This is a genomic window from Actinomycetota bacterium (assembly GCA_041658625.1).
In the GTDB taxonomy this organism is placed as follows: domain Bacteria; phylum Actinomycetota; class JAHEXW01; order JAHEXW01; family JAHEXW01; genus JBAZZW01.
In genome coordinates this window covers 62,179-75,767 of sequence record JBAZZW010000002.1, presented here as the reverse complement: position 1 = coordinate 75,767, position 13,589 = coordinate 62,179, and the positions used below count along the sequence as shown (strand labels likewise).

General features: G+C 53.2%; 14 protein-coding genes. All 14 read right to left on the bottom strand.

The features are described from left to right. Positions 1–16: 16 nt before the first annotated feature. Positions 17–613 carry a methionine biosynthesis protein MetW gene (metW, locus tag WC891_05245; protein MFA5867352.1) on the bottom strand — a complete coding sequence of 199 codons (597 nt, stop codon included), beginning with the start codon at positions 611–613 and terminating at the stop codon, positions 17–19. Further along, positions 600–1,712, bottom strand: a complete 1,113-nt coding sequence (locus WC891_05240) for a homoserine O-acetyltransferase (protein ID MFA5867351.1) — start codon at positions 1,710–1,712, stop codon at positions 600–602. Before WC891_05240 ends, metW begins: the two co-directional genes overlap by 14 nt. A 16-nt stretch (positions 1,713–1,728) precedes the next feature. Then, a complete protein-coding gene (locus WC891_05235) occupies positions 1,729–3,027 on the bottom strand; it encodes an O-acetylhomoserine aminocarboxypropyltransferase/cysteine synthase (GenBank protein MFA5867350.1) in 1,299 nt (432 codons plus the stop codon). A gap of 308 nt (positions 3,028–3,335) precedes the next feature. Further along, complete coding sequence (gene nifU / locus WC891_05230) at positions 3,336–3,731, bottom strand: Fe-S cluster assembly scaffold protein NifU (GenBank protein ID MFA5867349.1); 396 nt, start codon at positions 3,729–3,731, stop codon at positions 3,336–3,338. 21 nt (positions 3,732–3,752) lie between these two features. Beyond that, complete coding sequence (locus WC891_05225; GenBank protein ID MFA5867348.1) at positions 3,753–4,199, bottom strand: Rrf2 family transcriptional regulator; 447 nt, start codon at positions 4,197–4,199, stop codon at positions 3,753–3,755. A 13-nt stretch (positions 4,200–4,212) separates the two neighbouring features. Further along, a complete protein-coding gene (gene cysK / locus WC891_05220; protein ID MFA5867347.1) occupies positions 4,213–5,121 on the bottom strand; it encodes a cysteine synthase A in 909 nt (302 codons plus the stop codon). Between the two features lie 113 nt (positions 5,122–5,234). Beyond that, on the bottom strand, positions 5,235–5,834 hold the full coding sequence (locus WC891_05215; protein ID MFA5867346.1) for a Fe-S-containing protein: 600 nt from the start codon (positions 5,832–5,834) through the stop codon (positions 5,235–5,237). Between the two features lie 58 nt (positions 5,835–5,892). Continuing rightward, on the bottom strand, positions 5,893–7,194 hold the full coding sequence (locus WC891_05210) for a cyclopropane-fatty-acyl-phospholipid synthase family protein (protein MFA5867345.1): 1,302 nt from the start codon (positions 7,192–7,194) through the stop codon (positions 5,893–5,895). A gap of 178 nt (positions 7,195–7,372) precedes the next feature. After that, entirely contained in the window at positions 7,373–8,197 is an 825-nt protein-coding gene (locus WC891_05205) for an ATP-binding cassette domain-containing protein (GenBank protein ID MFA5867344.1), read from the bottom strand. 12 nt (positions 8,198–8,209) lie between these two features. After that, complete coding sequence (locus WC891_05200) at positions 8,210–9,319, bottom strand: ABC transporter permease (GenBank protein ID MFA5867343.1); 1,110 nt, start codon at positions 9,317–9,319, stop codon at positions 8,210–8,212. A 2-nt stretch (positions 9,320–9,321) separates the two neighbouring features. Next, a complete protein-coding gene (locus tag WC891_05195; protein MFA5867342.1) occupies positions 9,322–10,434 on the bottom strand; it encodes an ABC transporter permease in 1,113 nt (370 codons plus the stop codon). 49 nt (positions 10,435–10,483) lie between these two features. Next, positions 10,484–11,392: a cation diffusion facilitator family transporter gene (locus WC891_05190; GenBank protein MFA5867341.1), complete on the bottom strand. Its 909-nt coding sequence runs from the start codon at positions 11,390–11,392 to the stop codon at positions 10,484–10,486. Between the two features lie 29 nt (positions 11,393–11,421). After that, positions 11,422–12,114: a lycopene cyclase domain-containing protein gene (locus WC891_05185; protein ID MFA5867340.1), complete on the bottom strand. Its 693-nt coding sequence runs from the start codon at positions 12,112–12,114 to the stop codon at positions 11,422–11,424. A 98-nt stretch (positions 12,115–12,212) separates the two neighbouring features. Next, positions 12,213–13,511, bottom strand: coding sequence for a class I SAM-dependent methyltransferase (locus WC891_05180; protein MFA5867339.1), 1,299 nt, complete (start codon positions 13,509–13,511; stop codon positions 12,213–12,215). Positions 13,512–13,589: the final 78 nt, after the last annotated feature.

The following is a 13,589-nucleotide window of genomic DNA, read 5'->3' as shown; positions in this document are numbered from 1 at the left end:
TCGGGAACGGTCTCGGCTATTTTGAAATCAAGAACACGCCTGTTAACGCCCTCAGATTCGGAAAAGCTTTCACCAACCGGTTGCCGCTGATGAATGACACCGCTTCCAGCTTGATGTCTTTCTTGCGAAAGTACGCGAGTATATCGGCGATGCTTAAGAAATGCAGGTTGGGTGTGTTGTACCACTCATAAGGCAAGGAAGCGGTTACCGGCGTGCGACCCAGAAAGAATATTTGCGAACGGGCCTTGATGTGCGCGAAATTCGGAACCGTAACGATTATGCGTTTGCCCACGCGCAGCGCTTCTACAAGCACTTCGTCGGGTTTGTTAACGACTCGCTGCATGCTGTCGTTAAATATTACGTAATCGAACGTGTTGTCACTGTAATCAGCCAGCGCGCCGTCGGCGGATTCGTGTAACACATCCAGTCCTATTCGGACGCATTCGCGCACACTCGAGTCGTCTATCTCGATACCGTGGACTACGGCACCGCGCTCTGATTTCAGTTTGTTTAGCAATACGCCGTTGCCGCAGCCAAGTTCGAGGACCGTTGAACCGGTCTTAACCCAAGAGCTTATGATTTCTTCTTTTAGGCCGATCTCAGTGGTTATCATGATTGATTCTCTCCAGGAAATGCTCCACGACCTGTGTCTCCTCTTCAACCTCTACCAAAAAAGCGTCGTGCCCGTAGGTTGAGTTCAACTCAACGAATGTAGTTTTGACACCGGCCCGCTTGCATGCCTTGACGATTTCCCGTGATTGTTCAGCCGGGTAAAGCCAGTCCGACTTGAACGCCAGCACCAGAAGGCTCGCCTCAACGCCCTTGAAAACGTCGGCCAGCGGACGTCCGCCGGATACGTCGTACGAGTCAATTGCCTTGGTCAAATAAAGATACGAATTGGCGTCAAAACGCTCGACAAAACTGGTTCCTTGGTGTTCAAGGTAGCCTTCGACCTCGAAGCCCCCGCTAAACGCGTTTGATAATCTCGGTCCGGTCTTCCGCCCGAACTTTTCCTCCATGGAATCGGCGCTCATATAAGTGATGTGTCCGACCATTCTGGCTAAAGCCAAACCGGCGTCCGGTCCGGGACCGTCATAGTAATTTCCGCTATTCCACTTAGGATCCGTAAGAATCGCCTGACGGCCGACAACGTTGAAGGCGATTTGCTGCGGCGAATGCTTGGCCGCCGTCGCGATCAGAATGGCGCTTTTGATCCTGTCGGGATATCGGGCGACCCAGGATAAGGCCTGTTGGCCACCCATCGATCCCCCGGCTACCGCCAGAAGCCTGTCAATACCCAGGTAGTCGATTAAAAGCTTCTGGGCCGCAGCCATATCGTTAATTGTTATGTCAGGAAAAGAAAGTGCGTAAGGATGTCCCGTGGCCGGATTGACCGACGACGGACCGGTGCTTCCTTTGCAGCCTCCGATAACGTTCGAGCAGATAACAAAATACTTGTTTGTGTCGAAGGCCTTGCCCGGGCCGATCATTGGCTCCCACCAACCCGGCTTTGGCTCTCCTTCATGCCACCCTGCGGCGTGCGCGTCGCCTGAGAAGGCATGCTGGATGAGGATGGCGTTTGCCTTGTCCTCATCCAGCTCACCGTATGTCTCGTACGCCAGCGTAACCGGGGCGAGCCGCTGGCCGCTCTCCACAATGAGCTCTTTGAACTCCGCGTATTCGGTTTGTACAAGGCCGATACTGGCGCTCACGTCATCCTCCCCGGATTTATGTCGCGGCCGTTTTCAATGCTTGATCGATGTCGGCTTTGATGTCCTCGATGTTTTCGATTCCTACCGACAGCCGGATATAATCCGGAGTCACGCCGGTTGAAGCTTGCTCGTCAGCCGTAAGCTGTTGGTGTGTCGTTGACGCGGGGTGAATCACCAGGCTCTTCGAATCGCCGATGTTGGCCAAATGCGAAAAAAGCTTTACCGATTCAATGAATTTCTTACCGGCTTCCAATCCGCCTTTGATGCCGAATCCGACCAAACCGCCGTAGCCGTCCTTTAGGTACTTGGAAGCGACGAGGTGATGCGGGTCGTCTTCCAGACCCGGGTAAGCAACCCATTCCACCAGCGGATGTCCTTTAAGAAACTTGGCGACCGCTAAAGCGTTCTCCGAATGCCTTGCTTGCCTTAAGGGAAGGGTCTCCAAACCCTGGATGAACAACCAGGAGTTGAAAGGACTGACCGCCGATCCCAGATCCCTTAACAGCAAGACTCTTGCCCTGATGATAAAGGCGATATTCCCGACCCCCGGCAGGTCTCCGAATACGTCCCAAAACTTTAGCCCGTGATAGCTCGGGTCCGGCTCGGTGTACGACGGGAACTTACCGTTGCCCCAATTAAAGCGGCCCGAATCGACAATCACTCCGCCGATGGACGTTCCATGCCCGCCGATATACTTGGTCGCCGAATTCACGATTATATCCGCGCCATAATCCAGAGGTTTAACCAAGCCTACGCCGACGGTGTTATCGACGATTAAGGGGATACCCGCCTCGTGCGCGACCTTGGCAATCGGTTCAAAATCAGGCACGTTCAGCCTCGGGTTGCCGATTGTCTCGGCGTAGATGGCCTTGGTCTTGTCGGTTATCGCCCGCTTGAAAGCTTCGGGCTCTGTCGAATCCACAAAGACGACTTTCCGCCCCAGGCTAGCCAGCGTGTAGTGCAACAGCTGGTAGGACCCGCCGTATAGGTTGTCTGCCGAAACGATCTCGTCGCCGATATTCGTCACGTTAAGCAGGGCGAAAGTCGTCGCGGCCTGTCCGGACGATACGGCCAGGGCGGCGATTCCGCCTTCTATGGCCGCTATTCTCTGCTCAAAAACATCCGTGGTCGGGTTCATGATCCGGGTGTAGATATTCCCGAACTCCTGTAAGCCGAAGAGCTTGGCCGCGTGGTCCGTGTCTTTAAAAACATATGACGTTGTCTGGTACAGGGGCACTGCCCGTGATCCGGTTGTCGGATCGGGAACTTGCCCCGCGTGTGTTGCTATTGTCTCTAATCCTTGTGTCTTAGCCATTTTTCCTCCATTTGGTTGGCTTGAATTTCTCTTTGATCACTTGCGCAACCCTGTTACAAAAAACAAAAAACCCGCGTACCTCTCCTTCTTGGTCGCGGGTTGCGCTTGTTTCACGCTATGGGCAGCTTTCTGCTCGCCTACATAGACATCCCCCCAACGCCAAGAAGGCGCCGCATCATCATGCGGCACATCATCATGTTCGAGCCAAAAGCTATATTCGGTTGGCTGTTACTGGCGCTGGTTATCATATCCATCCTTATATTACCCATTTCCTATCGGAATTAACATACCATATCATCCCGGTCGTGTCAAGAATCTTTCTTCTGTTTGGACCGGTAATCATTAATCGCCACGTGTAACGCGTCGGCTGCCAGATTCGAGCAATGCATTTTGATTGGCGGCAGTCCGCCCAGTTCTTCCGCTACGTCGTTCCGCGTTATCTTCAAGGCGTCGTCCAACTTCTTGCCCTTAGCCAGCTCAGTAACCATACTGCTAGTCGCCACGGCGGCGCCGCAACCGAAGGTCCTGAACTTTATGTCCTTTATGGTGTCTGTCTTCTTGTCTACATTGATCATGATTTCCATTAAATCGCCGCAGACAGGATTGCCGACTTTGCCGACGCCGTCCGGATTTTCCAGCATGCCGACATTACACGGGTTGCTGAAATGTTCCATGACTTTGTCTGAATATCCGACCCCGTTCATCTTACTCCCCTTTGCCTTATGCTAAATCTCGAACATTGGAACGCGGGCTGCCTCTTTAGCGGCCGTGCGTTTAATTACATCGGCTAGGGTGACGGCCGCCAGTGTGTCTATCACGGATCTCTGGACGTCACAAAATACCTCTCTGATCACGCATTCCGTCGTCTTATCGCACGCGCCGCCTTCAGCCACGCAATCCATCATGGTGATCGGCCCCTCGACAGCCTGGATAACATCCGCCAGGGTAATCTCCTCGGCCGGCCGCGCCAGACGGTAACCGCCGGCTGCTCCGCGATAGCTTTCGACCAAACCGCCTTTCTTAAGAGCGTTCATGACCTGCTCGAGAAACCTAATCGGAATGCCTTGACGGCGCGCGATCATATTGACGGCGCGCGGCTCTCCGGCCTCGGCATATAAAGCTACATCAACAATCGCCCGAATCCCGTATTCGCCCTTGGCGGAGAATTTCATACCATTAAACCCCCTAGACGTTCATGCTCAAGTAACGCTCGCCCGTGTCGGGAAGGACTGTAACAACGGTCTTGCCCTTGCCTAATTCGCGGGCAATCTTAACCGCCGCGACAGTAGCCGCGCCCGATGATATACCGGCCGATAAGCCTTCTTCCACGGCCAGCAGGCGCCGCATCTCAAACGCTTCCTCGTTCGTCACCGTAACGATTTTGTCTAGCAACGCGGTGTCCAGTACTTTCGGCACAAAACCGGCGCCAATGCCTTGAATCCTGTGCGGACCGGGCTGGCCGCCGCTTAGAACCGGCGAGTCCGCCGGTTCTACCGCGACTATCTGTACCTTTGGATTTAGTGTTTTGAGCACGCCGCCAACGCCTGTTATCGTACCGCCTGTACCAACGCCGGCGACGAACGCGTCTATGGTCGTATTCGGCAGCGCTCCGGTAATCTCTACCGCGGTGGTCAGTTTATGAATCTCGGGGTTGGCCGGGTTGTTAAACTGCTGAGGCATGAAATACGTCGCATTATCGGCATCCAGCTCTTCCGCTTTTCTAATCGCTCCACCCATGCCCTCCGGACCCGGCGTTAAGATCAGTTCCGCCCCGAACGCCGCTAAAAGAGCCCGGCGCTCTACGCTCATTGTTTCAGGCATCGTCAGGAGGCACTTATATCCCTTGACCGCCGCCACCAGCGCCAGTGCTATGCCCGTATTGCCGCTGGTAGGCTCGACAATCGTCGCGCCCGGCTTTAGCAGCCCGTCGCGTTCGGCCGCTTCGATCATCGATAAACCGATGCGGTCTTTTACGCTCCCCCCGGGGTTTCTGGCTTCGATTTTTACATAGACCGTAGCCGCGTCGTCTCCCGGAATATGGTTCAACCTCACCAACGGGGTTCCGCCAATCAACTCAGCTGTATTGTCTGCCATAAGTGGGTTCTTGTTTTTGTTAGTCATGATCTACGCCCTTTCTTTTCGCTTATACTCTACCATATCTATCGGGTTTGCGACAATTATTTTTACTATGCTTTTACGCTAGTCCTCTAGACGCGCGGCTCCCAGGCCAGCACGTTTTTTTCCGGTATAACGACTTGGCCGTTCACAGTCTCCGACTGTAAGATCTCTGGCGGATACTTCGTGCAAGCGCCGGAAACCGCGTTATGCGTCTCAAGTTCCCAAACCGAACCGCATGTATTGCAGACCAGCGTCGTGCCTTCGATATGAAACTTCTGTCCACGGCACGGCTCGCAAAGGCTGACCGCGGCGACTATCTTGCCTGAAGGACCCGCGTACGCCAGCAGATTTACGTCTTTCGCTCCCTTGTATTCGAAGTACACGATGCCCGCCTTGCGAACCTCGTTTTCAGAAACCGTTATGCTTCCGTTCGCGACAGTCGCTTTGACGTCTGTCATTTCGATCTTGTCTGCCGCAGCCGTTTGGCTGGTACCCGCCGCCCCGCTATTTGCCGCGCTGCCGGCACCGGCTGGGCCGTCTTTACCGGCCGACGAAAACGCGATCAGGCCAACGACGACGGCAATGACAATCACGACCGCGGCAAACGGTCCATACTTCTTCCCGTCAGCCTTAGGTTTCGCCTTCTTAGCGGCGCCTGAATGTTTCTTCTTCCCACTCTTCTTGCTCATTGTTAACCTCCTGTTTATTGTAATCCTATTTTTCCGAATCGAAATCTGTCATCCGCACTCACGCGTACCAGTCAGCGCGCCTGAGCGGCAGACCGCTCCCACCCTTATCCGGCTTCGCGAGCAGCGCCTGATAAACATTGATCCGGTCTGTCCGGAATCCATAGGCGCTAGCCGACATGAACAGGCGCCAGATACGGTAGGTCGTCTCATCGGTTTCACGAACCGCCGCGTCGCGAGAATCTTCCAGACGGCTCACCCAGTTACGCAAGGTAAGAGCGTAATGCTCGCGTAGACTCTCAACATCCCTTACCTCAAAACCGGCCAACTCGGCCTCGGTTAAAGATTTACTGACATTCGTCAGTTCGCCATCCGGGAATACGTACTCACTGAAGAATGTCGGTCCTGTCAACTTGGGCTTCTCACCGATGGGGATGCAGGACGCAATACCATGGTTTAAAAAGACACCGCCCGGCTTTAGCAACCGGAATGCCTGTTTGAAATAGGTGCGCAGAAGCGCGCTGCCGACATGCTCGAACATCCCGACGCTGACCAACTTGTCATAACCGTTTTCATCGTTTAAGTCACGATAGTCACGGACATTGACACGGCAACGGTCTGTCAAACCCGCTTCGCGTATGAGCTGGTTGGCCAGTTCCGCCTGTGACTCGCTAAGTGTTACCCCTTCCGCTATGACGCCATACTCTCGAACCGCGAACATGACGAGGCCACCCCAACCGCAACCGATATCGAGCAAGCGCTCACCCGGCTTCAGACGGAGCTTACGGCATATGTAATCCAGCTTTTGTTCCTGGGCGGTATCGATGTCGTCAGACGGAGTGGCAAAGTAGGCGCAAGAATAAACCATGTTCTTGTCAAGCCAGAGGGAGTAAAAATCATTAGAGACATCATAGTGGTAGTTAATCGCTTGACGATCACGTTCCCTGGAGTGGGTTTCCCCGGAAAGCCCGGCTGCCGAGCCTGAACCTGAAGTCCGTTGCCGGGCGGGCAACTTGAGCAACATGTGTCCGAGACGAGCCTTGTCTGTCAGGCTTATGCCTTGATCTATCATCCATTCCGCGACCTGGTATGCGGCCTCGATATCACCCTCGATGTCGAAGTCGTCGAAGATATACGCTTCGCCCAATGTTAGATCGCTGACGTTCAAGAACATGTTGCGCAATGCCTCGGCATGTTTAAGCACTAGTGTAAACCGGGGCTCTTCCGTTGTCCCCGGGCTCCAGACGGTTCCGTCCCATAAGCGGATCGCAAAGTTATTCAGTTGATAGTCCTGAAGGATGTGCTGAAAGAAGTTTAAGGTGGTTTCAGCGTGTGAGTCTAATACGACTGTTTGTGTTTTCATCGGCGTCCTCCTTCCTCCGCCAAAATAGATAAGGCTCTTACCATAAAGAATTCCTAGTATTCCGACTGGGTTACTCTTGTTTTTATCTTAACACACATACTATGAAGGCGCCAACCGTTTCCGGGTGACGCCTTCAAATCGTCCCTGAACTTAAGGAATTTTGCCTACGTGTTAGAACTTATAAGAATTTATCTGGATCTTCCTCAAACTCACGAGCACAGCCTGCGGAGCAGAAGTAGTAGTCAATGCCTTGATAGTTCTTGGTTACCGCTGCGTCCTTCTCAATCGACATACCGCAAACGGGATCGACGGCCATTCCGGCAACCTCCTTGAAACGTCCGTCTTCCAGCCAGAGAACGCGGTCCGCATGTTCCCTGATCCGCGTATCGTGGCTGACAATCACAACGCTTCTCCCTTGTTGCTTGGCAATATCTCTAAGTCGCCGGACGATATCGTGTCCTATTTTTGAGTCTAGGTTCGCGGTCGGTTCGTCGCATAACAAAATCTCCGGTTCGTTGGCCAGCGCGCGAGCAATTGCTACCCGTTGTTTCTCACCGCCGGACAACTTATCCGGCCTGAAGTTTAACCGCTCGCCAAGTCCCAGATCGATTAGAATCTTCTCGGCCCGGCGCGTCGCCTCGGCGCCCTTTATTCCGGCCAGATTAAGCACCAGCTCAACGTTCTCCCGGGCGCTCAAGGCGGACAGCAGATTGAAATCCTGAAAGATAAAGCCCAGGTGTTTCATCCTGATATCGGGCAGCCCGCGTTCCGATAGGACGGTGATGTCTTCGCCAGCCAGGTTCACGGTCCCTGATGTCGGTGTCAACAGGGCGCCTATGATGGACAGCAGCGTTGTCTTGCCGCTTCCAGAGGGCCCCATTATCAGGACAACCTCCCCTTGGTTTACCACAAGGTCCACCCCGTCGAGCGCCTTCACAGCTGTCGCGCCTTCACCATATGTCTTGACTAATTGTAATGCTTCGATAACGGCTTTCTTATTCACCAGCGTCTCCTTTCAGCGTCTAAATACTTCGGCGGGTTTTACCCCGGCTATCCTGATGATGGGAATGGCCGAAGCGAACACGGCGATGACGAGCGACGCTATGGCCACCCGCAGTAATGATGCGAATCCAATACTAATGAGGATATTTGTCTTAGCTAGAATGAGACCTTCGCGAAGTGCGAAAACCATTAACACGGCGAATAGAACTCCTACGACGACGCTAACCATCGCTTGCTCGAATACTAATCCGAACAGACGGGATCCGCGGGCGCCGAGCGCTTTTAGAACTCCGTACTCGCGCAGTTTGACTAAAGTCGCGGTGTATACCGTCAATCCAAGCGCCGCCAACCCTATGAGCAAACCGATAAAGTCCATAATCTTCATGATGTCGGCGCTCATGTCCGTGATCACCTGTTGCTCGTTAAGCGCAAACGTTTCTTTCGCCAGTACGGTCACGTCCGTAATCCGGCGTTGGATGTCACCCCGCACTTTCTCCGCGGATGAGCCTTTTGCCACGCCGACGAACGCATAACTCACCGCGCCCCGAAGGTTGCGGGCACGCTCGAAATCATCAAACCGGACAAAAGCGATCGAGTTCACGATAGTGACCGTGTCTTTTGTCAATCCGGCAATCGTGAACGCCCGCCCCAGCACTGTGACTTGGTCTCCCAAAGAAATACCGTGTTTGGACGCGATCTGTTCGTCGATGATAATCTCACCCGGTTTGAGTTCTTTGCGGCCGCTCGACAAAACCCAAGGGCCGCCCGGCTGGCCGGGTTTGTAGCCAATAATGTAGGCGACGCTACGGTTTTCGCCCGAAACCAGATAGTCGGTCGCGTATAGAATCGGCGTAACACGGCTGACGCCGCCAATCCTCTTGATTTGGTCGAGTCTCGCCGAAGGGAAGAACGAGGTCGTCATATGAAGGTTTCTGACCGACTCTTGTGACACAATGAGGTCGAAAGGCGTTTGGTCGATGTAGATCGTCACCTGTTCTATCGAGCCGGCGACTATACCGTCAAGAGTCAAGATGAGCAGAATCGCCAGGGCCACCCCACCGACACTGATGAAGAAACGAGTCCGGCTTTCGAACAAGTTCCTTAAAGCGATCGGCACGGACATGGCTATACGCCCCTTTTGAAAGCGATTGCCGGATCGATTCCGGCGATTGTCCGCACCGGAACGTATGAGGCCACAATTCCGATAAGGATTGCGATAAGGGCTACATAAGCAAGATACGGCCACTCGATCAGCACAAAAAACTGCGGCGCAAACCAGGCAATGACAACTTTGGCAAGAAACGACAAGGCGACGCCGAGGACAAATCCGGCTACTGCGACGATCAATGCCTGCTCGAACACGACACGGTACAACATCGAGTTCCGGGCGCCCACCGCTTTCATCATGCCGTACTCACGCGCCCTTTCTACCGTTGCCGTATAAATAGTCGCGCCGACCAACATTACGCCGATCAGGAAAGCGATAATAACCATGACTTGGAGCGGTTTGTTGAACACGCCGGCGTAAAGCGCTACGTCGTTCTTAGCTCGTTCGTCCTTAGTCGTGACCGTAAGATCTGGAAATTCGCTCGATAACCTGCTTTTAAGATCCGCGATTCCTGCCTTATCTTCTGCAGAAACCAATAAGAATCCGGCACTATCTCCGGCCGCCAGTAATCGAGAAGCGGATTCGAAGGTAACAAAAAAGGTACCTGTCATCCAGGAGGATGTCCCGCTGGATAATCCGGCGATCTTGAAATCCTTGCCCAGGATTCGCACCCGCCGGCCGAGCTTAAATCCGTGGCGATCGGCCACTAGCTTATCGAATATCACCTCGTCATCGTTGATGTTATCGGTTCCCTCGACAATCCGCCACGGTCCGCCGCCGTTGTCTGGGTCGAACCCGATAAGCAGGGAGAACTCACGTCTGCCGCCGAGTTCTAAAACCGTATATGAAGAAAATATCGGTATTACTTTCCGCACCCCGGCGGTTTTTTCAACTTTCGTCCCGTCCTGTAATGGTACCCGGGAGCTGGCGCCAAGAAAGTTCTTAACCTTTTTCTGGGAAACGACCAAATCGACGGGCGTGTTATCGAGATACGCCGACACCTGCCGGTTCATGCCCGCAAAGAAACCGTTCAGGATAACCATGAGCATGATAGCGAGAGCCACCCCGCCGGCGCTGATGATGAATCTAAGCTTCTCTTGGAAAAGGTTGCGTCGAGCTACGTCGACCATGATCGCCTACACGTAGTGCGGTATTCAACATCAACATAAATACGCACTTTCATACTGTCTTCCGGTATTCAAGCCGAGCATATTCCGTTTCCATAAGATCTGCGGTCTCGATCTGGACAGTCGATAGTGCAAATCCGTATTTCTCTGCCAGAATGCTCTTGATCGACTGAAGGGTATTGTCATAAAGAGATAGGTCGTTTACCAAAACGTGGACGCTAAAAGCCTTGATACCGCTGGCAATGAGCCATGCGTGCATATGATGGATGTCGGTAACCGCTGGAATCTGACGCAAATCGTTCTCGATCGCGCTCATGTCCACACCTGCCGGCGTCGCCTCGATAAGCACCAGGAATGAATTCCTGACCAGCCCGAAAGCTCCATACACAAGCACGAACGCAAAGATAATGCCGGCTATCGAATCGGCTATGTAAATGCGGGCTGTGGCGATGAAGATGGCCGCTATGATAACTGCAATGCTACCTAAAAAGGCGTTGATGACATGCCAGAAAGAGCCGCGGATGTTCATGTTCTCTTTCTGGCCACGATACATTATGAACAAGGAGGCTATTTCAAGCCATATACCGCCGACGGCTACAATGAACATTGGTGTTGATGGGATGACCATTGGATTTCCCAACCTCGTCACCCCTTGGTAAAGGATGAATCCCGCCATGCCGAATAAAAGAAGCCCGTTTAGGAGAGCGGCTATGATCTCGGCACGTAGGTACCCATAAGTATGCTCAGGTGTCGGCGGCCGAGACGCGAAACGAATCGCCAGTAGAGATACGAATATCGCGCCGGCAGTTGAAAGTTCATGGGCGGCGTCGGCAAGGAGGGATAGACTGCCGGTGATAACAGCGACCGTAACCTCAAAGATGAAATAGAGCCCGATTAAAACCGCGCTGATCCGCAGGCTCTTGATATTCGTCGTTTCGGACAAATGTACGTGACTCTCCACGTATCACTCCTTCAGTTTATATTCTATCGCTAGCGCATTACGCGATACCATCTTGTGTGTTCATAAATACTTGACCAGAGAAACCCAAAACCGGCCGCGAACATCAGCTCCTCTAGCGGCACGCCCAGAATCAGGATCCCCGACAGGGCGTCAAGATTCCAGACATGATGAACATAATCCGGATACGCCAAGACGAGCGTGAGGAAGAATACAAAGTAAAACCCGGTAAATAAGGCGCCGCTGACAAGCATCTTTTTGATCAGATCGGGACGGCAGAACGCCGTAAAGAAGCCGGCTCCGACAAAAGCGGCAAAAGAGGCGTAGATTGGATTGATGCCGGTCGCGAGAAAAACCAGTAAGATGACCGGAGGTGAAGCTAGCGCTACCACATGCCATCGGTGTCTGGCACTACTTCGCTCGTGCGATGCCATGGCGACGTGATGCGCTCCGAACAGTAGCTCATAGGAGACCGCCACCAAACCGGCGATCCCGAACGCGAAAATCAGACTTTCAATATCAAACCCGGTGCGTTGAGCCAGATTGAACAGGGTGGGCGGATTCCAATATGCCGGCACGAAAAGCGGTTCGCTAAAACCCAAGAGCGATGTAACCAAACTGACCACCAGCATCTCGTGTCTGATTTCTTTCGAGCGCACCAAGAAGTAGACAATGGTCCATATGACTATCAATGCTAGCGACCATATCAAGAAAGCGTATTGCATGCGGCTCCTGTTGCTGTTTTGCTCGATATACTTGCGGTTTCAAGCATACTAGGACAAGGAACGCGACAGCAATAGCGCTTCCGGATATCGGTAGGCCTCTATAGATACCAGTCGGATCGCCGTAGCGGCAGGCCGATCGAACCGTTGTCGGGCTTGGCGAGTAGGGTCTGATAAACATTGATCCGGCCGGTCCGGAATCCATAGGCGCTGGCTGACATGAACAAACGCCAAATACGGTATGTTACCTCATCGCTGACCGCAACCGCCTGGTCATGAGCGGCTTCAAGCCGGCGCACCCAGTTTCGAAGGGTCAAAATATAATGCTCGCGCAAGCTCTCAACATCGCGCACCTCAAAACCGGCCTCTTCGGCCGCTCTCAAAGAAGTGCTTATGTTCGTAAGCTCTCCATCGGGGAATACGTAAGTGTTTATAAATGTCTGTCTAGCCCCCTTGGGTTGCTCTTCGGAAACACGGTTGGCGATTCCGTGGTTTAAGAATACGCCGCCGGGGCGCAGAAGACGCCAAGCCTGGTCGAAGTAGGTGGGCAGAAGTGCCTGGCCGACATGCTCGAACATCCCGACACTGACCAATTTATCGTAACTCTCTTCTTCGTTCAGGTCGCGGTAGTCGCAGACGTCCACACTACAGCAGCCTGTTAGGCCTGATTCACGAATGCGCCGGTTGGCAAGTTCCGCTTGGGGCTCGCTCAAGGTTACTCCCTTCGCAATAACGCCATAATTTTCCGCGGCAAATTTGACGAGGCCGCCCCAACCACAGCCAATATCCAGCAATCGCTCGCCCGGCTTCAGCCGCAACTTTCGGCAGATATAGTCAAGTTTGGCTTCTTGGGCGTCATTTAGATCATCATCAGATGAGCAAAAATATGCACACGAGTAGACCATAAAGTCATCAAGCCACAATCGATAGAATTCATTAGAGACGTCATAGTGGTAGGTGACCGCTTGGCGGTCGCGATTCTTCGAATGCGCCCGGCCCGATAGGTCGGCCGGACCTCGGCCGGCGCGCTGGCGCCCGCTTAAAGGGAGTTTTAAAAGATAGCGGCTCAAATCAAAAAGTTGTTTCCTGTCAAACGAGTCGACGATTGTCTCAGCCACGCGCAAAGCCTCTTCGATGTCGCCCTCAATATCGAAGTCGTCGTAGATAAAAGCCTCGCCAACAGCGAGGTCGCTCGGCGGGGAAAGCATTCGCCGGAAAGCGCCCGGATGCTTTATAACAAGGGTGAACCGAGCCTGTTGACCTGGGTCTGGGTCCCAAGTGGTGTCGTCCCAAAGACGTACTGCGAAATCACGCGGATGATAATCCTTCAAGAAGCGATTCAGGAATGAGAGACTGATCTCGGCTTGCCGGTCGACAGTAGCTACGTTTCCGTTCAACATGAGTCATCACCGCCTCGCTCGCACTCATGTTTTATTACTCCGACTGTAGCGATATGTCTAAATTCTTAATACTAGGAA